Origin of the sequence: Methylomonas sp. AM2-LC (assembly GCF_039904985.1) — a bacterium.
Lineage (GTDB): Bacteria > Pseudomonadota > Gammaproteobacteria > Methylococcales > Methylomonadaceae > Methylomonas.
The window spans coordinates 3,774,719-3,798,489 of record NZ_CP157005.1; the positions used below are offsets into that span (position 1 = coordinate 3,774,719).

The following is a 23,771-nucleotide window of genomic DNA, read 5'->3' on the forward strand; positions in this document are numbered from 1 at the left end:
AGCAAAACATCATGGCAGCAATTAGTAATAATTCAGTTAAACAATTACCCGCAGGCCAAGAAACCGCAACAACAGGTCAATACCTCACTTTCGTATTAGGAGGTGAGGTATATGCGTTGGGAATTTTAAATATTAAAGAAATTATCGATTATGGACACTTAACCGAAGTACCGATGATGCCCAGCTTTGTACGTGGTGTCATCAATCTTCGCGGCAGTGTGGTACCGGTTATTGATCTATCTGCGCGTTTTAGCAAAGGCAGTACGCAAATTCACAAACGCACAGGCATTGTGATTGTCGAGACCTCCAGCGACAGCGAAGATGACACACCGCAAGACTTGGGAATTATTGTCGATGCCGTAAACGAAGTGGTAGACATCAGTCATCAAGATATTGAACCACCACCCAGTTTTGGTGTCGGCATTCGTCCCGAGTTTATCAGTGGCATGGCCAAACAAAATGATCGATTTATTATTTTGCTGGATGTCAACCGGGTACTATCAATAGATGAAATGGCGACCTTAAGTCAAGTAGTAGAGCATGTTCAAGAGTAAAGACACCGTTAAGCCAGAATGGCAAACGCTTGCAAATACATCTCCCGTATTACAAAATCATGAGTTTATATGGATAAAGGACTATCTTTATAAACACGCGGGTATTGTCTTAAACGACAACAAACAAGCTATGGTCTCTGGCCGCTTAGACAAACGGTTACGGCATCTCGGTTTTTCCAGTTATACAGAATATTTTCGGTTATTTGGAAAACCGGGATTCGAACAGGAAACCTTGATGGCAATCGATTTGCTGACCACCAACGAAACCTATTTTTTTAGAGAGCCCAAGCATTTTGATTTCCTCAAAACACAGTTTTTCCCCTCACAAAACAGTGGCCGTCCCCTAAGAATCTGGAGTGCCGCCAGCTCAAGTGGCGAAGAAGCGTATACATTAGCCATGCTGGCAGCGGAATATTCCAAAACCAGCCAATGGGAAATCATAGGCACCGATATTTCCACCCGTATACTTGAAAAAGCCCGACGAGCTTTATATCCAATGAGTGCCACTGAAAAAATTCCACAACCATTTTTGAAAAAGTACTGCTTAAAAGGCAATGACGAATACGAAGACTTTTTCTTGATTAACAACAATTTACGCAGCAAGGTAAAATTTTTACATGCTAATTTGATCGAAAAACTGCCTGAATTAGGTAGTTTTGATGTGATATTTCTTCGTAACGTGATGATTTACTTCGATATAGAAACCAAACAAAAACTGTTAAAGCGTATTGAACCCTTTTTGCGTCCTGGTGGTTATTTTATCATCAGTCATTCCGAATCTCTGAATGGATTTGAGAATGGTTTGAAAATGGTTTTACCCTCCATTTATCGGAAAATGGGTGATGAGTAATGGTTTACCACAAACACCGGATTTTTGTATTGATATATTCTTACATCCAGGTGAGTTTTATTTTGGCGATAAAGAAACACGTATCCGGACATTGTTGGGATCTTGCGTAACCATCACGCTTTGGCATCCACGTTTACTGATTGGTGGTATGTGTCATTACCTACTGCCAATGAAACACAATAATAAGCAAAAGGCTCTTGATGGCCGTTATGCGGATGATGCCATAAAAATGTTTTTACAAGAAATGCATAATACAGGTACTTGGCCTGCAGATTACGAAGTCAAAATGTTTGGTGGTGGTAATCAGTTTCCCAATCAGGTTAAAAACGGGCTCAATAATATCCCCGACAACAATATCAGAGTTGGATACGCTTTATTAAACCAGCACGGCTTTAAATTAAAAACTCAACACGTGGGTGGTACTGGCCACCGCAATATAGTTTTCGATGTCTGGAGTGGACAAGTATCAGTGCAACATATAAAAAAATAACGGGAGCATTCATAGATGCCAGAAAAAAAAATCAGAGTACTTATCGTTGACGATTCTGCCGTGGTGCGTCAGGTGTTAACACAGTTATTGAGTAAAAGTGACGCCATTGAAGTCATCGGTTCAGTTTCTGACCCAATTTTTGCAATGGCGAGAATGAATCAGGATTGGCCGGATGTTATCGTACTGGATGTGGAAATGCCGCGTATGGATGGCATTACTTTTTTAAAAAAAATAATGTCGGTGCGCCCCACACCGGTAGTGATTTGTTCTACCTTAACTGAAAAAGGTGCTGAAACCACTTTACAGGCACTCTCTGCTGGCGCGGTTGGCATTGTTACCAAACCGAAAGCCGGGTTGAAAAGCTTTTTAGAAGACGATTCTGCCGATATTACTCATGCTATTAAAGCCGCAGCGCAGACAGATATGCGCCGTATGAAAGCCATGACAATGTCGCTTTCGACAGCCGGACATGCTACACCGGCAAATACTGCTCTCAAGTCAACGCTGCAACCGAGAGATCAGCAACACACCAGTAGTCTGGCGATGAGCTCGACAACAGACAGATTGATTGCCATTGGTACCTCCACGGGTGGAACTCAGGCCTTAGAGTTGGTGTTAACCAAGTTATCCAGAATTTGTGCGGGTATTGTGATTGTTCAACACATGCCTGAAAGATTTACTGCCGCGTTTGCCGCGCGCTTGAACACCCTTTGTGAAATTGAAGTGAAAGAAGCTGAATCGGGTGACCGCGTTATTCCCGGTCGTGCGCTGATAGCCCCAGGCGGTAAGCATATGTCAATCAAACGCAGTGGCGCTCAATATCATGTCGAGGTGCAAGATGGTCCCCTAGTCAATCGTCATAAGCCCTCGGTGGATGTACTGTTTCGCTCCGTTGCGAAATGGGCAGGAAAAAATGCACTGGGTATCATAATGACGGGTATGGGTGATGACGGAGCTCGCGGTCTTAAAGAAATGTTAAATGAAGGCGCACAAACACTGGGTCAGGATGAAAAAAGTTGTGTGGTTTATGGCATGCCAAAAGAGGCTGTCAAGTTAGGTGCCGTGCAACAGGAAGTACCCTTGCAAGCGATTTCCGGTCACATTGAACGATATAGCAAATAACGCCAATATGTGAGTCGTGTACTGGCTCCCTATTATTTAGAGTACGTAAAAAGTCATGCTTAGCATTTTCCGCCGTTAGTTCTGAAGCCAGTCGCAGAATCAATAGCGGAAAATAATCATTTAGGGCAATCGCCTAGAACAAGACAATTTTTCGTTCCTACTGTTGAAAAACACAAAAAATCCCCCTCACCAAAATTTATTCTGTAAAATTGCCCTATTTTAAGTCTGTTAATGGAGCAATAGCCCAATGGGTAGAGCCTATCAAAATCGTAAAGTTTCTATGGCTAAAACATCCGATGCTAAGGCTAAGGTGTACAGTAAATATGGACGCGAATTATATGTATGCGCTAAAGCTGGCGGTATAGACCCCGATGGAAACTTAGCACTGCGTGGTTTGATTGAGAGAGCCAAGAAATCCCAGGTGCCTACTCATGTCATTGAAAAAGCAATCGAAAAAGCCAAAGGTGGCGGTGGTGAAGATTTTTCCCCTGCACGTTATGAAGGTTTTGGACCCGGTGGCTGCATGGTGATTGTCGATTGCCTAACGGACAACCCTAATCGTACTTTTGGGGATGTGCGTTTGTGCTTTACCAAAACCAAAGCAAAAATTGGTACTCAGGGCGCAGTGAGCCACATGTTCGATCATGCAGCCATTTTAGCCTTTAAATACGATGATGAGGACAAAGTTCTTGAAGCCCTGTTAACTGCTGACGTTGATGTTAGTGACATCGAAAACGACGAGGGTAAATTAACTGTATTTACTCCCCAGGCCGATTACTTTAAAGCCAGACAAGCGCTGCTTGATACGCTGGGCGAACTTGATTTCGAAATGGATGAAATTCAGTTTGTACCGCGTAGCGTAACGCCGATAAGTGGTGATGATGTTGTGATGTTCGAAAAGTTTTTAGACATGCTTAACGATCTGGACGATGTGCAGAACGTTTTTCATGACGCCGAATATTAAACAATGGCTAGCTATTCCGCGTATTCTTTATAATTTAAAAGCAGCGGCGTAGAGACTGTTATAAGCACAAAAAAAAGCCTTCATCCCATTACAAGATGAAGGCTTAAAAATAAAGCAGTGCATACATTACTGCCTTAACAACCAGGAGATAACACAATAAAACTACATCAACTAAGCCCTAAATAAACTGTACGGCTTACTGATGAGCAAAATAGCGGACAATGACTAAATACTATCCATACTAAAGTCTAATTTATCATCTAACCTTAATACCCAGACTGTCGTTAAAACAGACTGTACAGATTTAGAACTTGTATCCACCACACTTTGCTATGGTTCCACTATATACCTTTTATTTAATTTTACAATAACCGTTAAACAACATAATTTGTTTCGAATTAAGAAACAATTAGCCTATAACCCAAATTAAAGATTGTGCTTAGTAACACTACTGAAGTAGTAAAGCTCAACTGACGCACGATTAGCTAACTCTCCACTACGATTTCACCTGCCATCTGTTCATGACCCGAACCACAAAAAATGTCGCAATAGAAAACTAATCGACCACTTTTGGTTGGCGTTATTTTTAAAACCACCTTCTGTCCGGGTATTACATCGACACGTACCCCGAGCTCTGGAATAGAAAAACCATGCTGACGATCAAGGGCTTCAATTTCCAATAACACCGTCTGCCCCGTTTTTACTGAAATTTGACTTGGCGTAAATACAAACCGACTGGCTTGAATGTGTAATACAGGCATGTCTGCTTCATTCGCAGCAGTTGCTGCATAGGTGTTTGAGGCGATTGCTGTCAATATAAACAACGTGGCTATTAAATATTTAATCTTCATATCAACTCTCCTGGAGCAATTGATTTCTCGTCGATAGAATAGGTTTTCTTTTGCGGATAGGATTCGATGCTTCTATAACCTAAACCTGCATAAGGTTTATTCACATTCCAGGGTATCGGCGCTCGTTTTGGCGCTAACCCAGGTGCTGGCAAAGGAAATATCAACGACTTCGCTGCATAATGGATGATATGTTCTGTGGCATACAGATGTTCTTGATGGATATGTCCATAAAACACAGCAACATTGCTAAAGGGTAACAATAAATTAATGACTGCCTGACCATCTCGGGTACTCCAATCCCACTGTGGATATAAGTCAAACAGCGGTCGATGCGTCAATACCACAATAGGCGCATCGGGATGCAACTGTTCAAGATCGGCTTTCAGCCAATCCAATTGTGCTACGCCTATCATTGCGGCTGGGTCTGAGACGTTATCAAGCGCAATGAAATGTATACCCTTGTGATCGAAACTATAATGCAAATCGCCAAAAAACTCCTGATACGCTTGCCCCTTATCCAACGATGCATCGTGCTCTCCGGGTAAAAATTTTATATTTTTTACCCGTAACTGGTTTACCAGCTCTTTAAACTCTTGCATTCGACGTCTTCTTTCTTGAGGGTCATCAGTCGTGTGTGTCAAATCTCCTGTAAAAACAATGAAATCAGGCTGCGGCTTTAGATTATTGATACTGTCTATTGCCTTAGCGAGTGTCTGATCTGCATGGGGATTTATCAGAGGCCCATTAAAGCCCCAATGCGTATCTGAAAGTTGCGCGAAGAAAAAATCCTTATAGATGGGATGCGATTTTCTACTTTTTTCAGCTGCCATTACCTCAAATCCCAACCCAGAAGCAAAAACCACCCCGCCTATTCCCGTAAACTTAATAAATGATCTTCTATCCATTTTGCCTTGCATACAATAATCTCCAGTTGATTGTTAAGTTAAAAGTACTCAACAGCCTTTACTGATAAAACGCATCATTTATTCCCGGCATCAGAAAATTATTTTTTATCTGGAATAAAAATACCGTTAAGAGTGTCATTATCGGCAGAATTTTGAATAAATCTGACAGTGTTGCTTTAACATATTGACCATTAGCGAGTTAACCCGATTTAAAATGCTCGAAGCGTGTCTAAAACTTTGTAAAAAACCACGCTAAATAGCTACAAAATTCTTTAGGTATGCAGCAAAAACAGGCGGCTAATTGACCAAGCAAAACAAGACAGAACGATTTAACCAAGTTGCACTGCAGCATATGGATGCAGCCTACAATTTGGCTAAATGGCTTACTCGAAATCCACAGGATGCAGAAGATGTATTACAGGAAAGTTTTATGAAAGCTTTTCGCCATTTGGATAACTTTAGAGGCGAAGATGGTCGGTCGTGGTTATTGGCGATAGTCAGAAATACTTGTTACACCTGGTTAAAATCTAAGCATCAGATACCGATGGATGTGTTTGATGATGAAAGCCATTATAGTGGATCACCCCCCTCTTTTTCTGACGCTTTTACAGCTAACAATCCAGAACACATTGTGCTGAAAAATCTGGATAGTGATTTGATCAACCAGGCTATTCAGCAACTGCCTATTCAATTTAGAGAAGTTTTGGTGTTAAGAGAGCAGGAAAGTTTTTCTTATTTGGAGATTGCATGCATAACTGGAGTACCTCTGGGTACTGTCATGTCTAGATTGGCTCGTGCCCGTGTTATGTTGCGTCAATTACTTATACCGCATTTCACGGAGGATTTTGGGCAATGAACTGCGAAAATATGGCAAATTTAATACACGCTTACCATGATAACCAATTGGATTTGCCAGTGGCTCTAGACATAGAAGCTCATCTGCACGAATGTGAGCATTGCCGAACGCTACTCTCACAACTAAACAGTTTGCGAAATCAAGTTCAGGCTGGCATGCATTACCAAAGAACACCTGACAATTTACGCCTAGCTCTGCAAAAAATCGGGAAAGAGCCTGATAAACAACGCTCTGCTTTGTTTAGATTTAACTGGCCGCTAAATCTCATTAAACCATTAGCCAGCTTTGCAATCTTACTGTTAGCTATCAGTATTGGTTTTCAGAGCCGTAATATGTCGCACGACGAGCTTCTGGCTGACGAAGTGGTTTCAGGACACATTCGCTCGTTGATGGTTAATCATTTAACCGATGTTGCATCGTCTGATCAACATACTGTTAAACCCTGGTTTAACGGCAAACTGGATTATTCTCCACAGGTAAAAGATTTTGTTGCACAAGATTTTCAGTTGCTAGGCGGACGTTTAGATTTTTTGGATTCACGTCCAGTCACTGCATTGGTATACAAACGCAGACAACATATCATTAATGTTTTTATCTGGCCAGACTCCATAAGCCAGCATAAAAATCAATACAATAAAGAACTGAATGGCTTCAATATTATTGCTTTTAAGGCTCACGACATGAACTATTGGCTAGTTTCTGATTTAAATCAGAACGAACTAATGGAATTAAAAAACGACTTGGATTTACCTTAGCGTAAAGCGTAACATCAATGACAGTTAGCCAGTAATGCTGAATGTCGTCAAGACTACTCAGCTCTGATTAAGACTAGACGCGTCAATTGGAATAAACTTGTGGTTCAGGACAAACCCGGTTGCGCCCCTCGGATTTGGCTTTATAAAGTGCTTGATCCGCTTCAACGAATAATTTAGATAAACTTACACATGACTGATTCAGCGTAGCAACGCCTATGGAAACGGTAAATTGGATATCAATACCTTCTTCTACCGTCACCACCGCTTGCGAAACCAGATCTCTGAACCGCTCCGCTACTTCGATAGCTTTATTTTCGGAGGTTTCTGGCAATATGATGGCAAACTCTTCACCACCCAGGCGACCAATCACATCGATATCGCGCACTGTAGCACGGGCAAGACTACCAAACATTTGCAAAACCAAATCACCCGATTGATGACCATAACGATCATTAATCAGCTTAAAATTATCCAGATCAAGCATCAATAAGGATAATTCCCCGCCATAGCGGATAATGCGGGTAAACTCTGCTTCAGCCTGTTCCATAAAGTAACGGCGATTACTTAAGCCGGTTAGATAATCAATATGCGCCAAACGTTGATATTGCGATTCGCTTTTACGTAACGAATCCTCTACGGCTTTGCGTTCAATAATTTCATTGGTCAATTGATTATTAACTTCCAATAATTTTGTCTGGGCATCCAGCATATCTCGATGCATACGAAAAAAATAAAAACCTACAATCACTGCAAATACTAATAACACCACGCCTACGAGTAGCATGGGTAATAACCAGCGCGGCCACTTTTCCTCTGCATGCGGTGCATAAATAAACCCTTGCAGGGTATTGGTATTACTGACCAAACCAGCACGTACAAAAGTGTCAGCCATGCGCTGCCAACGATCTGTATTCATATGCCCAATTTCAATTAAATCCGGATAAATAAGCGCACGCATGGTCGTTGCTTCATAGTTAAGATGCTCAATGCTTTTCGATACAGCGTATTTACTTTTCAGCAGTTCGATGATTTCTTGCGGATGATCCATCGCATATCGCCAACCTTTTAAAGTGGCTCGTTTAATGGCTGCAACCCGTTGCGGGTGGTCATGTAACTCTTTTTCCGTTGTAAACAGAATATCACTATAAAAATCAACACCGTACTGACTTGGATCGATAATATTATAAGCAATATTTTGTTGCTTCAGCAGATAAGGCTCATTGGTGATATAGGAGTTAAATGCATCAACCTTACCGGTGATTAAATCATTAATATTATAACTACTGGGAACAATATTCAGTTGATTAAGAGGTATACCTTCACGTAAAAAAACGGTCAGAAAATCAGCATCTTCCGTGACATTCATCAACATGATTTTTTTATTGCGCAAGCCATCTGCACCGGTAATACCGGATTCCTTACGTACTAACAAAATTGAAGGCGAATGCTGAAAAATAACAGCCAGTGCCACTAAAGGTTTACCCAATAAGCGCTGATAAAGTACTTCACTATTGCCTTCTGCGTAGAGAGCGTGTCCGGATAATACTTCGGTTACAGGTTGATGCTCTGGATCTCCGGCATGCAGATTAACCGTAAAGCCTTCGTCCTGATAGAAACCTTTCTCCAGAGCAGCATAATAACCCGCAAACTGAAACTGGTGATGCCAGCGCAGCTGGATATCGACACTATCGCCTGAAGGGGTTTCCGTGGCAAAGGCCAAGTTAACCCAACTAAGGCAAATTAAGATAAGTAAATAGAGATAAATATGCAGCATCATTCAATAAAAATTTTTAATGTGTGCAGAACTTAATAGATAAAACCGCATATGATCCCAAATCCCCAGATTTTTATGAGTGATTATTAAGCTATCAGCAATGTTCTAGGTTACTTTAGTGAAGAAATTGACAATCGATTTGTCGTTACCCACTTAGACTCTCAATGCATCCAACTTTTAATCAACTTTAATTTTATTGTGACAGTATCCGACAGTTTAATAAATCCGACCAAAGTACAATTCTAAACCTTAAGCGGTTAAGTTAGAATTTGATATCAAATGTATTGAACTGGGTCACAAATTACCTTAAATACGCCTATCAATCTATACAAGGCCACCACGGCGTTGTATCCTGACTTAGATACATTTATTAACAATCAAATACATTAGCTTCATAAACCAGCTAAACTTCATGTCTTAACAAATTTATTCAAAATACCTAGCATAAGATGGTTAATTTAGACTGCTTACACAAATATCGGGTCTTATATGTTGAAGACGATATTGAAACGCGCGAAGAATTGGAAATGATGCTGCGCACGAAAATTCAAAATCTTTATGTTGCCAGTAATGGCAAAGAAGGGTTAGCACTTTACAAACAGTACAAACCGGACATCGTGATTACGGATATTCAAATGCCGGTCATGAATGGGCTGTCTATGGCAGCAGATATTAAAGCCATCAATCCTGATCAGGCAATTGTGATTTTAAGCGCCTACAACGATACCGAATACTTATTTCGTGCGTTGCAAATTGGTCTGCAAGATTATATTACCAAGCCCATAAGCGTTGCGCATTTACTGGATAAACTTGTAAAAATTGTTAATCAACTATCCTTAAAATCGGAATTTGATCGCCAGCATAAACTGTTGGAACACTATAAACGCCTTATTGATGAAAAAGCTATCGTGGCTAAAATTTCAAGTAATGGATTAATCGACTATGTTAATAACAAATTTTGTCAGCTATCAGGTTATGCTGAACAGGAACTTTTGGGACAAGAGTTTTTACTTGACACTGAAATACTGAATACTGAGATTCAGCCTGAGACTCTATTTAACCTGATTACTACACAAGGTAAATGGGAAGGTTTAGTAAAAAAAAGGCATCAATGTGGTGACTTTTATGTGGTTGACCTGACCATGATTGCTATTAATACAACTGACACAGACATCAGTGACTCAGAGTTTATTGCCATGATGTTTGATAGGACTGATGTCTATAATTCCTTTAAAAATACACACAGGCTTACTACATGACGAAAACGCCCCGCTGCTACGAGATAATTTAATGTTGTCAGTTCGGTTTTATAGCCTATTATTCTCTGCTTTACTGACATTCCCCGCTTTAGCTGCGGAGGGTTTGGCACCCTTGCACAATTTAAATCTGGCTGCCTGTATCGAGTTGGCACTCAAAAATCATGCCTCATTGGCTGTTTCTGATGCCATGGTGGAAATGGCAGAAGCTCAGTATCAGCAAGCCATGTCGGCCTATTGGCCGCATGTTACGGCTAACTCGCAAGCGCAACATCTTAATCATGACGTTAATTTTACCATGCAGGGTACTACTCAATTACCCACTTCTAATGCCCTAAATGCACAATTATCTCAACTAGGCCAAACCGGCATTGCATTGGGCAAAGCCCTTGCTCAACCCATTCCAATTAATATGAACGTGAAATTATTTGATCGCGATTTGTTAATGAGCTCGGTCAACCTCACCTACCCTATTTTTACGGGCGGCAAAATTACCGCCTTAAAAAACCAGGCAGAAAAAGGCAAAAGTGTGGCACAGGAAAACCGCCGCAAAACAGAACTGGAAGTGATTAGGGATGTAAAAAAATATTATTATGGCGTGGTGTTTGCCCAGCAAATGGAACAACTGGCGAATGACACACTGGAACGCTTTAAGCTACTGGAGGAATTAACCGAGCGTTTGTTTAAATCCGGTTCCATGAAAGTAAAAAAAACCGATTATTTACGCACCAAAGTAACCACTTCTTTAACGCGCTCAATTTTACTGGAAGCTCAATATGCCAGAGATTTGGCTTTACAGGCATTGTCTAACGCCATGGGATTAAATTGGGATAATAGCTTGAGCATTAACCCTGAAAATCAAGCGCATTATCTGCCAACCGAACTTGCTCGACTGGTAGAGACTGCCCAGCAATTCAATCCTGATCTGCAACAATTGAAATTCGCTATCGAAGCCTCGGAAAGTAAAATTACAGAAGCGTATAGCGGATACTACCCGGCCATTGGTTTTCAAGGCTCTGCCTACACGGTACAAAATAGTTATCAATCCGGTTTAACCAATGCCAATAATCGGGATGGCTGGACAGTGGGCATTGGCTTACAATGGAATTTGTTTGACGGCTTTGAAACCACTAACAAAGTGTCGTATGCCAATGCCATGAAAAAACAGCTGCTTAATCAGCAAATTTTGCTGGATCAAGGCATGGCATTACAGATTAAACAACAATTTTTACGCTTAAACAGCGCCGATCAGCAAATTAAATCCAATGAAGAAGCCACTGGCTTTGCAACCGAGAATCGGATACTGAATACCCATGCTTATCAGGAAGAACTGGTAGAAACCAAAGATGTGATTGAATCGCAAATTGTAGAAACTTTTGCACAAAGTGCAGTGTATCGTTCGCGCTATGAACTGAATTTGGCTATTTCTGGGCTGGAATATCTGGTAGGTAGCAACATTCCGGAGCTGAAATAATCAGCTCTTTTCAGCTTAATTTATAGCGGAACCTCGAAAAACTACCCTTCGACAAGGCTCTCCTGAGTTGTATCGAAGCACAAACGCCAGGTTTTTCGAAGATCCCTAACCATTAAATTTGCTAAAGCTTATAGGTAAGCAAAAAATAAACGATAACAAACTGCCTATTGATACCTTTTTCCGTTAACGCCACCCACTCAAGTTAAACCAAGCCATACATTTAAAGTCACTCAGCCAATGAAAACAGGGTAAAACCTATGAAAATGTCAGCATGAAAGCAATAATACTATTGGCTATACTTTGGCTTTCTCCGTGTATTGCTGCTGATAATGATGAACAGCCACCACATTTACACAGATTAATCTTGGGGGTTTATCTGCCCGGACTGAATGATGAAGTGAATGTTTCTGATATCCGCGCAGCTATGGATTACTGGTTACAAATACTGAGTAAAGATTGGTCGGTAGACTCCAACCATACCGAATTTTTTGTCGACATTAACGAAATGGTACGTAGCTTTAACAACAAGCAATTAGATATGATTAGCGCTCCGCCCATGACCATTATCAAGCACTTCAATATGAAGGACCTATCGGATGGTTTTGCTGGCGTTATCCATACTAACGAACATGAGAATTCTCTGGTTCTACTGGTAAAAAACCATCCAGACATTACCAATCTGGAAAGTTTACGCGGCAAACGTCTGTTAATAGAAAGAGATGACGAATTAAGTGACATTTTTATTGATACACAAACGCGTAAACAATTTAATCAAAGCTATACCCAGTTTTTTAGTAGCATTATATTCCATAAAAAAAACTCGCAAATGATACTGGATTTGTTTTTTGATAAAGCCGAGGCCGCTTTAGTCTACTCAACCACTTATGATGTGATGGTAGAGTTAAATCCACAAATCAAATCCCGAACTAAAATTCTACTTAGCTATCCATTCAAAACCAAATCCTATGGTTTTTTTCATCGGGATTTTATGCTAGACAATACCTTAACCCTCACTACCTTTTTACAACAGAATTTTGATCATTTCCAGGAAGACCCAAGACTGCAGCAACTGTTGATAATGTATAAGACTGATGCATTACGAGTGGCTCGTATTGAAGAATTAGCCCCTTTTAAAACACTTTACGATGAATATTTAAAATACACATCAAGTAAGGGTAAACACAAATAAACACTCTGCATATGAATTCATGCCTTTTTTATAGCCTTATTTCGATATTCAATCAGGTTTATTGTACAAGGTACATTTCTGAAAACATGCGATATCGAGTCGAATTTTAAGGAAAATATGAGCAATCATCGTCCAAAATTGATTGTAAAAAACAAAATTCTACTCCGCGTTTTTGTTATTTTTGGCAGTTTATTGGCTTTAAACACCCTGTGGCTAACCTGGATGATTATGCCTTTACAAAAGCAGGCCTTACAAAAAATCATGTACACCCAGGCCGTGACGGTTTCTCGTTCTATCATTCAAACCAGTGCCGATGCCATGCTATCAGAAGATATGAGCTTTATTGTGGAACACAATGTAGAGGTGATTCGTAATAATCCAGGTATTCGCTATGTTTTAGTGCAACAGAAACGCGGTCATATCATAGATATCAATCAACAAGGCTGGCAACTTCTTGAAAAACTGCCTGAGCAATTTAGCCATTTTGTGGGTGATCGGGAAAGCTTTAATCTATTGATGGATGATCAAAATAACGAAATTTACCACTTTGTTTATCCAATATTGTTTTCAAATATACAATGGGGCTGGCTGCATGTGGGTTTCTCTACCGAAGATTACCGGCGCAATACGGCAGAAATGTACAGTCAGGTGGGTATTATTTCCGCTATTTCCTTGCTGGTTATTTTAAGCGCTGGTTTTATTTTTGCCCGTTGGATCACGCAACCGATATCAGCCATCAGTGCCTTGGCTTTAAAAGTGGCGGAAGGCAATTTACAGGTACAAGCGCATATTTCGCGTAACGATGAAATTGGTCAGCTATCTGAAAGTTTTAATGCCATGGTGGTGGCTCTACAAGAATCGAAACAACAATTACAGAACTATAACCAACAACTGGAAGACGATGTTGCCGAACGGACCAAGGCACTGGACGAACTTAATCAAAGCCTCGATCAACGTGTAAAAAATGAAGTGATTGTGCGTCGCCAACAAGAGCAATTATTGATTCATCAATCGCGTCTGGCTGCCATGGGGGAAATGATAGGCGCTATTGCTCATCAATGGCGACAACCTTTGAATGCACTGGGGCTGGTATTGCAAAATATTCACTATATGTATAAGCAGGACAAGCTGGACAATGATTTTATGGATCGCAGTCTGGAAAAGTCGGATCGACTGATTAACAATATGTCTGCAACCATTGATGATTTTCGTAATTTTTTCAAACCCAATAAAATAGCTGAGCAGTTTAATCTATTGGAAAGCCTGCAAACTGTTGTAGACTTGCTAGATGCCAGCTTAAAACATAACAACATTAATCTGGTTATAGATTGTGATTCTAATCTTAAAACAGTGGGTTATAAAAGTGAATTGTCGCAAGTTCTGCTAAATTTGATCAATAATGCCAAAGACGTATTAGTGGAGCGCAATATCAAAAAACCTAAAATTCTTGTTAGCGTTTCTATTGTCAACCAAAGTATATTGATTGATGTCGTCGATAACGGTGGCGGTGTAGATGCCAGTATCTCCGATCATATCTATGATCCGTACTTTACTACTAAAGCAGAGGGCAAGGGCACGGGTATTGGTCTTTATATGTCGAAAATCATTATTGAGACAAATATGCATGGAAAACTAAGCTGTAAAAATACAGATACTGGCGCTTGTTTTACTATCAATTTACCACAAAATACGGAAATAGCGGCTCAAATGAGCAATCCTGTATAATTTTCCGTATGAAACCATATTTTAAATTCTGGCCAATTTTTCTTGGGCTATTATTCGCCTCTAGCCATCTGCAAGCCGAAGAAAAATTAAATTTCTTTTATTTAAAGTCTGGTTTATCAGAATTAAATGCCTCAAATAAATTAGTAGGCTTACAAATCCTAGGCGAAGAACTTAGCCGCCATACGCATAAAGAAACACGCATAGAAGGCATCAACTCTTTTGATGATTTTATAAGCAGTATTGAGCGTAATGAAATTAATTTTGCGTTATTAAATGTGGGTGATTATCTTAATCATTACAAAAAACTCAAACCCTATCTGGCAACAGACACGTATGCGATTAAACGCACTGATGAGTTATATGAGGAGTACGTAATACTGGTCAAAAAATCCAGTGACATTGATTCATTAAACGATTTAAACCTAAAACGCTTAGCTTTATCCACTGACCACATTCTTTACGATGAATATTTAAAATATATTATCAAGCAGACCAGTGGTAAAAATGTCAAACAATTTCTGAAAACCCTACATAAAAGCCCAACGCCATCGCAGTCGATACTGGATGTGTTTTTTGGCAGCACTGATGCCTGTTTGGTTGCCAAACATATTTATAATCTAAATTCGGCGATGAATCCAGCCATTGTGCAAGATTTAAAAATTATACATAGCTCTGGCCCTATGTTTATTCCTGCGGTGCTAGTGGTGTTTGCAATCACACCCCCTGAAATTCGCACACAATTTTCGCAAGCTATTATTGAAGATCAAGTGACTGCGCGTGGTAAGCAAATGTTAGAGCTTTTTAAAGTCAGCTCGGTTACTCCGGTATCCATAGAGCAATTTCAACCTATGTTGAAAATGTATCAGTAGCAAAGTTTTTTATATCACTGAAAAACTACGGATAACATTGCTTAGACAGTATTTATTTACCTATTTTGCATTTGTCATTAAATGCGCAGGTTTAGACCTTTGATTTACAAAAGTTTGCAGGTGGCTTTCCATCAGATGTATTGGCATGGGTTTGGCAAACAGATACCCCTGATAGGCCATGCAACCATTTTGTATTAAAAATTCAAGTTGGGTTTCTGTTTCCACACCTTCTGCAATGACATTCAAATTAAAATTTTTGGCCATATCAATAATGGCTTTTACCATAATGGCATCATTAGCATCTGTAGCGATATCGCGCACAAAACTTTGATCAATTTTAATCTGATCAATAGGAAGTTGTTTCAAATAGGATAAGGAAGAGTACCCTGTACCAAAATCATCCAGAGAAAGACTGACTCCTAGCGCTTTCAGAGCGTTCATTTTTGCCACCACATCGGCAATATCATTTAATATAACGCTTTCCGTCAGCTCCAATTTCAACAGAGCAGGATCAATTTCATACTGATGCATGGCTGCCTCAACCAACTCCACAAATTCTGGCATACGAAATTGATGGGCGCTGACGTTAATCGCTAAGGTAAGATGACAATACTGTGGATGTTTGGTCCAATTCGCTAATTGCAAACAGGCATTGTGTAAAACCCAGTTACCAATATCGATTATCAGCATGCTTTCTTCAGCAATTGGAATAAATTCGGCTGGCGAAACAACACCACGTAACGGATGTATCCAACGCAATAAGGCCTCAGCCCCAATGGGTAATTGCTGACCATCAAACTGAATTTGATAATGCAATTGTAATTCATCGTTATGTAAGGCTTGTCTTAATCCTGATTCCAATCGAGCTCTTGCCTCTACTGCCAATTGCAAATCAGGATCATAAAAGCGAACTGTATTACGTCCAGAATTTTTGGCCTGATACATGGCAATATCAGCAAATTTGATTAATTCGTCAACGGCAATACTGTTACCAAAGTAAAAGCACACACCAATACTGGGAGAGCTATGATGCACATGATTGTTAAGTGTGTAGGGTGTTAGCAGTGCCGTACGAATTTTCTCGGCAATCAAAGAAGCTTTAGGCGATGCCTCCTCTACAGTTTCGCCCATATTTTCTAACAACACTACAAATTCATCACCACCAATTCTGGCAACGGTATCTACCTCTCTGACACAATATTTAATGCGTTGCGCCACTTCAATCAGCATTAAATCGCCGTAATTATGTCCATGGGTATCATTGAGCAGCTTGAATTTATCCATATCCAGGAACAATACCGCTCCATATTGTCTGCTCCGCTCTGAGACTGACAAGGCAGTTTGAAAACGTTCCAACAACATGCGCCTATTCGGCAGTTTGGTCAGCGGATCATAATAGGCCAGATTAAGAATTTTTTCTTCCGCCAGTTTGCGATCAGTAATATCAATAAAGGTAGCAATAGCACCAATGACCCGACCCGCTTTTTCAATAGGGTAAGACCAGTATTCGACTGGTAATAGACTCCCATCCTTTCGTAAAACCACTTCATCCGACATATTGATATATTGATTATTTAACCAAGCTTGCCTTAATTTGCTTTCAGCGCCCGGTTGCTGCTGACTATCGGTAGAGAGGTGATGAAAAAGTTGTTCAATATTTTTACCCAATAATTCTTCTGCTTTGCTATACCCTAACAACCTGAGCGCCGATTTATTAACAAAAGTACATTTACCTTCAGTATCAATACCATAAGCACCCTCAGCCATGGAATCCAGTAAACGCTGTAAATTGTCATGTGAATCTATCAAGGCACTTTCAGTTCGTTTGAATTGGCTAATATCATCATAAATCACCACCAGTTCGCCGGTTAACAGACGATAAACATAATTACTTCGCCACACTTCCTGTTCCGATGTATAGCAGATAACCGCATTTTCAGAATCACCCGTTAACCAGACACGTTTGATGATGTCAAATAACCCATAGGTTTTAGCGGTTGGAAAAACAATGCTCAAGCGTCTACCCAATACTTTTTCGCGGCCAACGTTCTCCAGTAGTTCTGCAGCCCGATTAAAATCCCGAACAATAAAATCTTTTCCTTTTTCAATCGCTTCTAAAACGGCAACGCCGCTACTCATATGTTCAAACAATCCCTGATAGACTTTTTTGCTGGCATTTAGATTTTCGAGTAAGCGGTAATTATTCGCAGAAGAATCACGTAAGCGCCGGTTGGCTCTCAGTAACGATCCACCCAACGCAAACAGGGTAAATACGGCAATAAAGCTAATGACTAAAGGAACTCTATAACGCGCTAATACATCAGACAGTTCAAACTGTTTAAGTTCGCTGGAATGATACTTTAAGCGCAACATCAATGTTTCGACGGGCGTGTAATCTGAAGGCGTTTTGAATCCAGCAATTTTTGCAGCCATGGCTGCCGGATCGGTATGCTTAATAGATAATAATGCAATAGCCACTTTCCGGGCCGTTTCCGCAGAAACATGGTGACTGATAACAAATGGCCATTCGGGATAGTGTTCTGTGGAATGTAAAAAAGTTAAATTATCAGCTGGATGTTGATTAATAATTTTGAGAGCGTTTAATGATAAGTGTCCTTCGGACTTCAAAGTTTCCAATATACCTGAGCGTACTAAACCCACATCGGCCTGACCGGCAAGTACTTGCTCTACCACCCTATCCTGAGGCATACCGGTGTATTGATAATGGATGTTTTGTAATCCAACCTTTGCAAACTCCCATCGTTGCATCATAAACCCGCCCAGAGACTTCTCCCCTACGGCTGCAACAGTTTTTCCTGTTATATCATAAATAGTATCGATATCACTTCGATCCGCACGGGTAAAAACAACACCCGCATATTCGGCGGCAGGACGCCCAGCATAGAATGGAATTAACGTAGCAATTGCCGAAGCACCCTCGTTATTTCTGTATAGCACAAAACATTCAGGATTTATCAACATAAAATCCAGTGTATCCATTTTGACCGCCGCTTCCAGTTCATCCAGATGCATGGGCAACAAGTCAATTTGCTGTCCTTGTAAAGCTGTTTCCAGTAACTGCGTAAGCGGCTGCCATTCGCTTCGCGTGATGTCCAGTGGTCGGAAAGACAAAACACCAAAACGTAAATGCGGTGAATTTTGCGCCTGTACCGAACCCAATTTAAAAAATAGTAGGCTTAAAAATAAAATAATTCGCATTTTAGCAGTGCTTATAGAGATAGGCTGTGACCAAGGAAAAAACACTAGCAGAGCTGGACATATAGCCAATAAAAACGACTGCGCCGCACTTAGACTCACTCAGAGTAATTATTTATACAGGGTTACTGAACTTAGCAATGTGCCAAAGTCAGGCTTTCGATGTTCTCCATTAACTTTTAGTTAACGAATTTAAGCATAGCAGATTTTGCCCGTTGCATGGCGAATGCGCGCAGAGTTTGAAAAAGGTTTAATCCGCGCATACCCAGCAACCGAAATGCATAGGTTGATTTTATGTTTTGAAATCCAGATCTGGAAAAATATCGTCCATGACTTCTAATGCACTTAAATAACGCTCGTTGATCCGATTTTTGCGAATAGCATCATGCAGGTAATTAAACCGGGCCAAATGATCGGTTATGCGTTTTTTAGCATAGTCTACCGTGGTACCTGATTTAAGAATAAATGGCCAATCAGACGCTTGTGCCAGCAATAAAGAACGCAAGGCCTGATTGATTGCTCTTTGTTGCAAAGCATTAACTACCCTGCCCTGCAAATCTGCCAAGAGTTTTTCCAGTTCATCGTTGGCTTTATGGATCAGCGGATATATCCAATCGTTGCTTTCGTTTAACCAGTACGAAGAATAACCGTTCTCCCCCCAGCTTGAGGCTGCGGGTGTTCCGGATTGAGCACCTAAGTGCAAATCCAGATAATCACTACAGGTACGGGTCTTTAATCCCTCACTGCTGTCATTCAGCAAGCGTAATACGGCTTCTAGCCAGAGCGGACCTTCAAACCACCAATGTCCAAATAATTCTGCGTCATAGGGTGCTACGATAATCGGAGTAGTCGCCAGTTCCTGACTGAGTATGTCTATCTGTGCCTGTCGCTGCCTGACAAAATCGACTGCATGTTGCTGCGCTTTGTAGCGTGCCTGCTGCGGATTGTAGGTTTGCTTGGCTAAATCGCTACCCGTCACACGATAATATTTGATACCGGTATTAACGCGCGTATCTTCATCCTGTAGATACGGTGCTAGATAATCCAGATCAAGATCGAAGCCAATATCGCGATAATATTCGCGATAATCTGCATCGCCAGGATAACCTTGCTCCGCACTCCAAACTTGTCGCGATGATGCGGGATCGCGGCCAAATGCAGCCACACCATTTTCACAAATTAGCGGTGCGTATACGCCAGGGGGTTGGTCTGTGGTTTTTGCATCCAAAATGCCATGAGTATCAACATAAAAATATTCGATACCTTCTGCCTGTAAATGTTTTTCCACACCGGGATAATAAGCGCATTCTGGTAACCAAAAACCACGTGGTTGAATGCCGGTAAAGGCTTTAAAGGTATCTATACCGATTTTAATTTGCCTGCGCACAGCGCTTTCGCTGATATTAAGCAGTGGCAAAAAACCATGCGTGGCAGCCGTGGTAATTAACTCTAGTTTACCGCTTTGCTGATGCTTGATGAAGGCTGCCAGAATGTCGCACTGATAATGATCTCGAAAATTATTCAGTGTAGTACGAAACAATTGCTGATACATCAGTGCCAAGGCATGAAAGTCGGGCTGAAGTAAAGTTCTGGCCACTTCCTGCTCTGCTAGTTCCAACTGCATTTGCAAATGTCTTAAATAACGAGTCTGCAACAGCGGATCACGCCACATGGTTAACAAGGTGGGTGACAATGATAAGGTTATCCTATAGTCAACAGCATCAAGCTGCAAGCGATCAAACAGGGCTGCTAATGGCAAATAGCAGTCTGTCATCGCCTCGAATAGCCAGTTTTCTTCAAAAAAGTGTTCGTATTCGGGGTGATGTACATAGGGCAAATGCGCATGTAAAACGATGCTAAGGTAACCTTTGTTCATCTAGGTTGTGTAGATTCTTGAGTAGTGCCAATTTTGCTGGTAGCGGATGAAGTCAGCATACTAGGTATTATAAACTGAGCGATAGCCGCTGGCAGCACATAATTAGCAGTATCTGGCTGATTTTTGGGTACTTCGGTAATATTGGATTTTAACAGCACTGTAAACGCTTGTTCAGCATCACTTTTACCTAATTCTGCATTTAAACGTGCAGGAAAAGACAAAGAAGCAGGCAATCTGATTTCCTGATGGGTTTTGCCAGCGTCTAGCAATACATCAAAACTTTCAGGGCGCTCACAACCCGTTTGGCTATTCTGGGTGGAGGATGGTTCAACATCATTCTGCTTAAAAATCCGTAAAGTTAACGGTGCTGGAGGTTCTGATTTAATATTCGGCAATACCTGATTGCGTCCAAAGCGCCAATACACATGTAAGCGTTGCGGATCAACAGGCAATAATACCAAGCTGGCAGGCTGTGGCAGCGCACGCGGTGCATATTCTTTACTGATTTCCTGACTAATGGCTAATAGTTCTTGCACGGAAAAAGCGGCCGATGGTATTTTATAAGCGTTGCGGCTACTAATATAAGGAGAAAACTCTCGACTAATAGCTTCGCTAATGTCCTGCATTTCCTGCTCAGACAGTTTTATTCGTTGAGGATGTGGTGTCTGTAAAAATACCATTATCAGGGATAACGTAGTGTCTCTGGGTTGTCACAATTCCTGCACTGTGTTGCAGGCATTATTTCCACCAAATCAGGCAGATTTTAATAGGACTCTAACCTTTGTCGATTATTTGTGCAAGTTACATGCTTATTTTCCCCGCTTTGCAGTAGAATTACTCTATAAAATTGCTACTTCTTACTCTTATCATGCCCAAAAAATATAATTTAAGATCTGGAAGTCCCTATCCGCATGGTGCCAAAGCGGTTGAAACTGGGGTTAATTTTTCCATTTCCAGTCGCCATGCCACTGAGGTGGAATTATTGCTGTTTTTAACCTCAGAGTGCCTGGAACCTTTTCAGGTTATCCCTCTGGAAAAAGAACGCAATCATACGTTTTTTTCATGGCATGTGTTTGTGCAGGAATTACCCGCCGGAACTTGGTATGCATGGCGCATTGATGGTCCTTCCCATACGCGTGAATCTGGTTTACGCTTTGACCGCGAAAAATTATTGCTCGACCCGTGGGCGCGAGCCGTTAGCGACAAGTTATGGAAACGAGCTGCCGCCTGCGTACCGGGTGATAATAGCCAGCACGCCATGCGGGCAGTGGTGGTTGATGACCGATATGATTGGGAAGGTGACACGCCGCTAGCAATCCGCAGTGAAAAATCCATCATTTATGAATTGCATGTGGGTGGCTTTACCCGCCATCCTTCATCTAAAGTAAAACATCCAGGTACTTTTGTGGGATTAATAGAAAAAATCCCCTACCTGCAAAAACTGGGTATTAGCCATGTGGAATTACTACCCGTTATGGCGTTTGACGAGCAGGATATTCCGCCACACTCGGCGGATCTGGGTTTAAAAAACTACTGGGGCTATAGCACACACAGTTTTTTCAGTCCGCACCCCGGTTATTGCGTCACCCCGGAACAGGGAACGCATATCAATGAATTTAGAGACCTAGTGAAAGCCTTGCATAAAGCAGGTATCGGTATCATCATGGATGTGGTGTTTAATCATACCTCTGAAGCCGGTATTGATGGGCCAGTTATCAATTTTAAAGGAATCACTGGCAACAGTTTTTACATTACCGATAAACATGACAAGCGCATGTTCTTGGATTACACAGGTTGTGGTAATACCGTCAATGCTAACCATCCGTTAGTCACCAACTTCATCATCAGCTGTCTGGAATATTGGGTTAGAGAGATGCATGTGGATGGATTTCGCTTTGATCTGGCCAGTGCATTGGCTCGCGGCGAAGATGGCAGTGTGTTAACTGACCCACCCTTGGTATGGGGTATTGAATTATCGGAACAACTGGCCCGTACTAAACTGATTGCAGAGGCTTGGGATGCATCTGGACTGTATCAGGTGGGCAATTTTCCCGGTTATCGCTGGGGAGAATGGAATGGTATGTATCGCGATACTATCCGCCGTTTTTTGCGTGGCGATAAAGGTATTATAAACGCCGTTGCCACACGCATCTGCGGCAGTAGTGATCTTTATCAATATCAAAATCGTTTGCCTATCAGTGGTATTAATTTTATCACCTGTCATGATGGATTTACGCTTTATGATCTGTTTAGTTACAATCATAAACATAATACTGCCAATGGCGAAAATAACCAGGATGGTTGCAATAACAGTTTAAGTTATAACTTCGGTGTTGAAGGTCCAACTAGCGATCCCAGCCTGCTGTCCTTACGACGTAAACAGATTAAAAATGCCCATGCTATTTTACTGCTCAGTCACGGCGTACCTATGTTGCTTGCCGGTAATGAATTTCTACATAGTCAACAAGGTAACAACAACTGCTATTGTCAGGATAATGAATTAAGCTGGTTAAATTGGGAACAAGCAGAAGAAAATGCCGACACCATACGTTTTTTGCAACAAATGATACAGCTACGTAAACGCCACGCCTCGTTAATGCGCCGCAATTTTCTAACAGGAAAACCTATCGCTGGCCGGGAAATACCGGATATTGTCTGGCACGGTTTAACGGTTGACCAACAGCCGCAATGGCATGACCCGGAAACACGCACTTTAGCGTTTACCTTAGGCGCAATAAGGGATGATGAGCCGGACTTACATGTCATTATGAATATGTCAGACCTAAAGTTTCCTATGCAGTTACCCAGTATACCTGGAAAAACTTGGTGTCTAGCGGTGGATACCTCATTAAAATCACCCCGCGATATAGTACCGCCGGATGATCAAAAACCGTTAAGCAAACCGTTTTATCAGGTAGACAGCCATTCAGTTGCCGTATTTGAGAATCTACCCGATGATGTTGCTAAAGCTAGAGCGCCGGGTTTGTTTAGCAAAATTACTGGGATACATTTTTAGCTAACTTACAACGTTTGCTCGGCATGGAT

The 23,771-nt window shown here is 41.2% G+C and carries 19 protein-coding genes; 13 read left to right on the plus strand and 6 right to left on the minus strand.

Translation table 11 applies throughout. From position 1 onward, the window contains the following. The first annotated feature begins 11 nt into the window (after positions 1–11). The 5 genes from ABH008_RS16760 to ABH008_RS16780 all read left to right on the plus strand — a co-directional run bounded on the left by ABH008_RS16760 (position 12) and on the right by ABH008_RS16780 (position 3,980). Entirely contained in the window at positions 12–554 is a 543-nt protein-coding gene (locus ABH008_RS16760; RefSeq protein ID WP_347986756.1) for a chemotaxis protein CheW, read from the plus strand. After that, positions 541–1,404: a CheR family methyltransferase gene (locus tag ABH008_RS16765; protein WP_347986757.1), complete on the plus strand. Its 864-nt coding sequence runs from the start codon at positions 541–543 to the stop codon at positions 1,402–1,404. The genes ABH008_RS16760 and ABH008_RS16765 overlap by 14 nt, the downstream gene beginning before the upstream one ends. Continuing rightward, positions 1,397–1,894, plus strand: coding sequence for a chemotaxis protein CheD (locus ABH008_RS16770; RefSeq protein ID WP_347986758.1), 498 nt, complete (start codon positions 1,397–1,399; stop codon positions 1,892–1,894). Before ABH008_RS16765 ends, ABH008_RS16770 begins: the two co-directional genes overlap by 8 nt. A gap of 15 nt (positions 1,895–1,909) precedes the next feature. Continuing rightward, positions 1,910–3,016 (plus strand): chemotaxis response regulator protein-glutamate methylesterase, encoded by a 1,107-nt coding sequence (locus tag ABH008_RS16775; RefSeq protein ID WP_347986759.1) that lies wholly within the window; start codon positions 1,910–1,912, stop codon positions 3,014–3,016. A 247-nt stretch (positions 3,017–3,263) separates the two neighbouring features. Next, positions 3,264–3,980 (plus strand): YebC/PmpR family DNA-binding transcriptional regulator, encoded by a 717-nt coding sequence (locus ABH008_RS16780; RefSeq protein ID WP_347986760.1) that lies wholly within the window; start codon positions 3,264–3,266, stop codon positions 3,978–3,980. 485 nt (positions 3,981–4,465) lie between these two features. Here the strand turns inward: ABH008_RS16780 and ABH008_RS16785 are convergent, their stop codons facing one another. Both ABH008_RS16785 and ABH008_RS16790 read right to left on the minus strand, forming a co-directional pair. After that, positions 4,466–4,831, minus strand: a complete 366-nt coding sequence (locus tag ABH008_RS16785) for a cupredoxin domain-containing protein (RefSeq protein WP_347986761.1) — start codon at positions 4,829–4,831, stop codon at positions 4,466–4,468. Further along, positions 4,828–5,748, minus strand: a complete 921-nt coding sequence (locus ABH008_RS16790; RefSeq protein WP_347986762.1) for a metallophosphoesterase — start codon at positions 5,746–5,748, stop codon at positions 4,828–4,830. Before ABH008_RS16790 ends, ABH008_RS16785 begins: the two co-directional genes overlap by 4 nt. Before the next feature lie 289 nt (positions 5,749–6,037). Here ABH008_RS16790 and ABH008_RS16795 point away from each other — a divergent pair, with 289 nt between their 5' ends. Together ABH008_RS16795 and ABH008_RS16800 are read left to right on the plus strand one after the other, a co-directional pair. Next, positions 6,038–6,592, plus strand: a complete 555-nt coding sequence (locus ABH008_RS16795) for a sigma-70 family RNA polymerase sigma factor (protein ID WP_347986763.1) — start codon at positions 6,038–6,040, stop codon at positions 6,590–6,592. After that, on the plus strand, positions 6,589–7,347 hold the full coding sequence (locus ABH008_RS16800; protein WP_347986764.1) for a zf-HC2 domain-containing protein: 759 nt from the start codon (positions 6,589–6,591) through the stop codon (positions 7,345–7,347). Before ABH008_RS16795 ends, ABH008_RS16800 begins: the two co-directional genes overlap by 4 nt. An 82-nt stretch (positions 7,348–7,429) precedes the next feature. Here ABH008_RS16800 and ABH008_RS16805 read toward each other — a convergent pair whose 3' ends face one another. Then, positions 7,430–9,067: a diguanylate cyclase gene (locus ABH008_RS16805; protein WP_347986765.1), complete on the minus strand. Its 1,638-nt coding sequence runs from the start codon at positions 9,065–9,067 to the stop codon at positions 7,430–7,432. Positions 9,068–9,570: 503 nt separating this feature from the next. Here ABH008_RS16805 and ABH008_RS16810 point away from each other — a divergent pair. From ABH008_RS16810 to ABH008_RS16830, 5 genes are all read left to right on the plus strand, one after another. Further along, positions 9,571–10,380, plus strand: a complete 810-nt coding sequence (locus tag ABH008_RS16810) for a response regulator (protein WP_347986766.1) — start codon at positions 9,571–9,573, stop codon at positions 10,378–10,380. Further along, on the plus strand, positions 10,337–11,851 hold the full coding sequence (locus ABH008_RS16815) for a TolC family protein (RefSeq protein WP_347986767.1): 1,515 nt from the start codon (positions 10,337–10,339) through the stop codon (positions 11,849–11,851). Before ABH008_RS16810 ends, ABH008_RS16815 begins: the two co-directional genes overlap by 44 nt. A gap of 271 nt (positions 11,852–12,122) precedes the next feature. Beyond that, positions 12,123–13,040: a PhnD/SsuA/transferrin family substrate-binding protein gene (locus ABH008_RS16820; protein ID WP_347986768.1), complete on the plus strand. Its 918-nt coding sequence runs from the start codon at positions 12,123–12,125 to the stop codon at positions 13,038–13,040. A 117-nt stretch (positions 13,041–13,157) separates the two neighbouring features. Further along, on the plus strand, positions 13,158–14,765 hold the full coding sequence (locus ABH008_RS16825; protein WP_347986769.1) for a HAMP domain-containing sensor histidine kinase: 1,608 nt from the start codon (positions 13,158–13,160) through the stop codon (positions 14,763–14,765). Positions 14,766–14,773: 8 nt separating this feature from the next. Then, positions 14,774–15,634 carry a PhnD/SsuA/transferrin family substrate-binding protein gene (locus ABH008_RS16830; protein ID WP_347986770.1) on the plus strand — a complete coding sequence of 287 codons (861 nt, stop codon included), beginning with the start codon at positions 14,774–14,776 and terminating at the stop codon, positions 15,632–15,634. 60 nt (positions 15,635–15,694) lie between these two features. Here ABH008_RS16830 and ABH008_RS16835 read toward each other — a convergent pair whose 3' ends face one another. The 3 genes from ABH008_RS16835 to ABH008_RS16845 form a co-directional block, all read right to left on the minus strand. Further along, positions 15,695–18,853 carry an EAL domain-containing protein gene (locus ABH008_RS16835; protein ID WP_347986771.1) on the minus strand — a complete coding sequence of 1,053 codons (3,159 nt, stop codon included), beginning with the start codon at positions 18,851–18,853 and terminating at the stop codon, positions 15,695–15,697. Between the two features lie 289 nt (positions 18,854–19,142). Then, complete coding sequence (locus tag ABH008_RS16840) at positions 19,143–20,726, minus strand: 1,4-alpha-glucan branching protein domain-containing protein (RefSeq protein ID WP_347986772.1); 1,584 nt, start codon at positions 20,724–20,726, stop codon at positions 19,143–19,145. Continuing rightward, the gene (locus ABH008_RS16845; RefSeq protein WP_347986773.1) at positions 20,723–21,352 is read right to left on the minus strand and encodes a DUF4912 domain-containing protein; all 630 of its coding nucleotides are present in this window, start codon (positions 21,350–21,352) and stop codon (positions 20,723–20,725) included. The genes ABH008_RS16840 and ABH008_RS16845 overlap by 4 nt, the downstream gene beginning before the upstream one ends. 242 nt (positions 21,353–21,594) lie before the next feature. Here ABH008_RS16845 and glgX point away from each other — a divergent pair, with 242 nt between their 5' ends. Then, positions 21,595–23,742, plus strand: coding sequence for a glycogen debranching protein GlgX (glgX, locus tag ABH008_RS16850; RefSeq protein ID WP_347986774.1), 2,148 nt, complete (start codon positions 21,595–21,597; stop codon positions 23,740–23,742). Positions 23,743–23,771 lie beyond the last annotated feature (29 nt).

Excerpts from the sequence above, each read along its gene's own strand:
- ABH008_RS16760 (WP_347986756.1), top strand. The coding sequence starts at position 12 with ATGGCAGCAATTAGTAATAATTCAGTTAAACAATTACCCGCAGGCCAA.
- ABH008_RS16765 (WP_347986757.1), top strand. The coding sequence starts at position 541 with ATGTTCAAGAGTAAAGACACCGTTAAGCCAGAATGGCAAACGCTTGCA.
- ABH008_RS16770 (WP_347986758.1), top strand. The coding sequence starts at position 1,397 with ATGAGTAATGGTTTACCACAAACACCGGATTTTTGTATTGATATATTC.
- ABH008_RS16775 (WP_347986759.1), top strand. The coding sequence starts at position 1,910 with ATGCCAGAAAAAAAAATCAGAGTACTTATCGTTGACGATTCTGCCGTG.
- ABH008_RS16780 (WP_347986760.1), top strand. The coding sequence starts at position 3,264 with ATGGGTAGAGCCTATCAAAATCGTAAAGTTTCTATGGCTAAAACATCC.
- ABH008_RS16785 (WP_347986761.1), bottom strand. The coding sequence starts at position 4,831 with ATGAAGATTAAATATTTAATAGCCACGTTGTTTATATTGACAGCAATC.
- ABH008_RS16790 (WP_347986762.1), bottom strand. The coding sequence starts at position 5,748 with ATGCAAGGCAAAATGGATAGAAGATCATTTATTAAGTTTACGGGAATA.
- ABH008_RS16800 (WP_347986764.1), top strand. The coding sequence starts at position 6,589 with ATGAACTGCGAAAATATGGCAAATTTAATACACGCTTACCATGATAAC.
- ABH008_RS16810 (WP_347986766.1), top strand. The coding sequence starts at position 9,571 with ATGGTTAATTTAGACTGCTTACACAAATATCGGGTCTTATATGTTGAA.
- ABH008_RS16815 (WP_347986767.1), top strand. The coding sequence starts at position 10,337 with ATGTCTATAATTCCTTTAAAAATACACACAGGCTTACTACATGACGAA.
- ABH008_RS16820 (WP_347986768.1), top strand. The coding sequence starts at position 12,123 with ATGAAAGCAATAATACTATTGGCTATACTTTGGCTTTCTCCGTGTATT.
- ABH008_RS16825 (WP_347986769.1), top strand. The coding sequence starts at position 13,158 with ATGAGCAATCATCGTCCAAAATTGATTGTAAAAAACAAAATTCTACTC.
- ABH008_RS16830 (WP_347986770.1), top strand. The coding sequence starts at position 14,774 with ATGAAACCATATTTTAAATTCTGGCCAATTTTTCTTGGGCTATTATTC.
- ABH008_RS16835 (WP_347986771.1), bottom strand. The coding sequence starts at position 18,853 with ATGCGAATTATTTTATTTTTAAGCCTACTATTTTTTAAATTGGGTTCG.
- ABH008_RS16840 (WP_347986772.1), bottom strand. The coding sequence starts at position 20,726 with ATGAACAAAGGTTACCTTAGCATCGTTTTACATGCGCATTTGCCCTAT.
- ABH008_RS16845 (WP_347986773.1), bottom strand. The coding sequence starts at position 21,352 with ATGCAGGACATTAGCGAAGCTATTAGTCGAGAGTTTTCTCCTTATATT.
- glgX (WP_347986774.1), top strand. The coding sequence starts at position 21,595 with ATGCCCAAAAAATATAATTTAAGATCTGGAAGTCCCTATCCGCATGGT.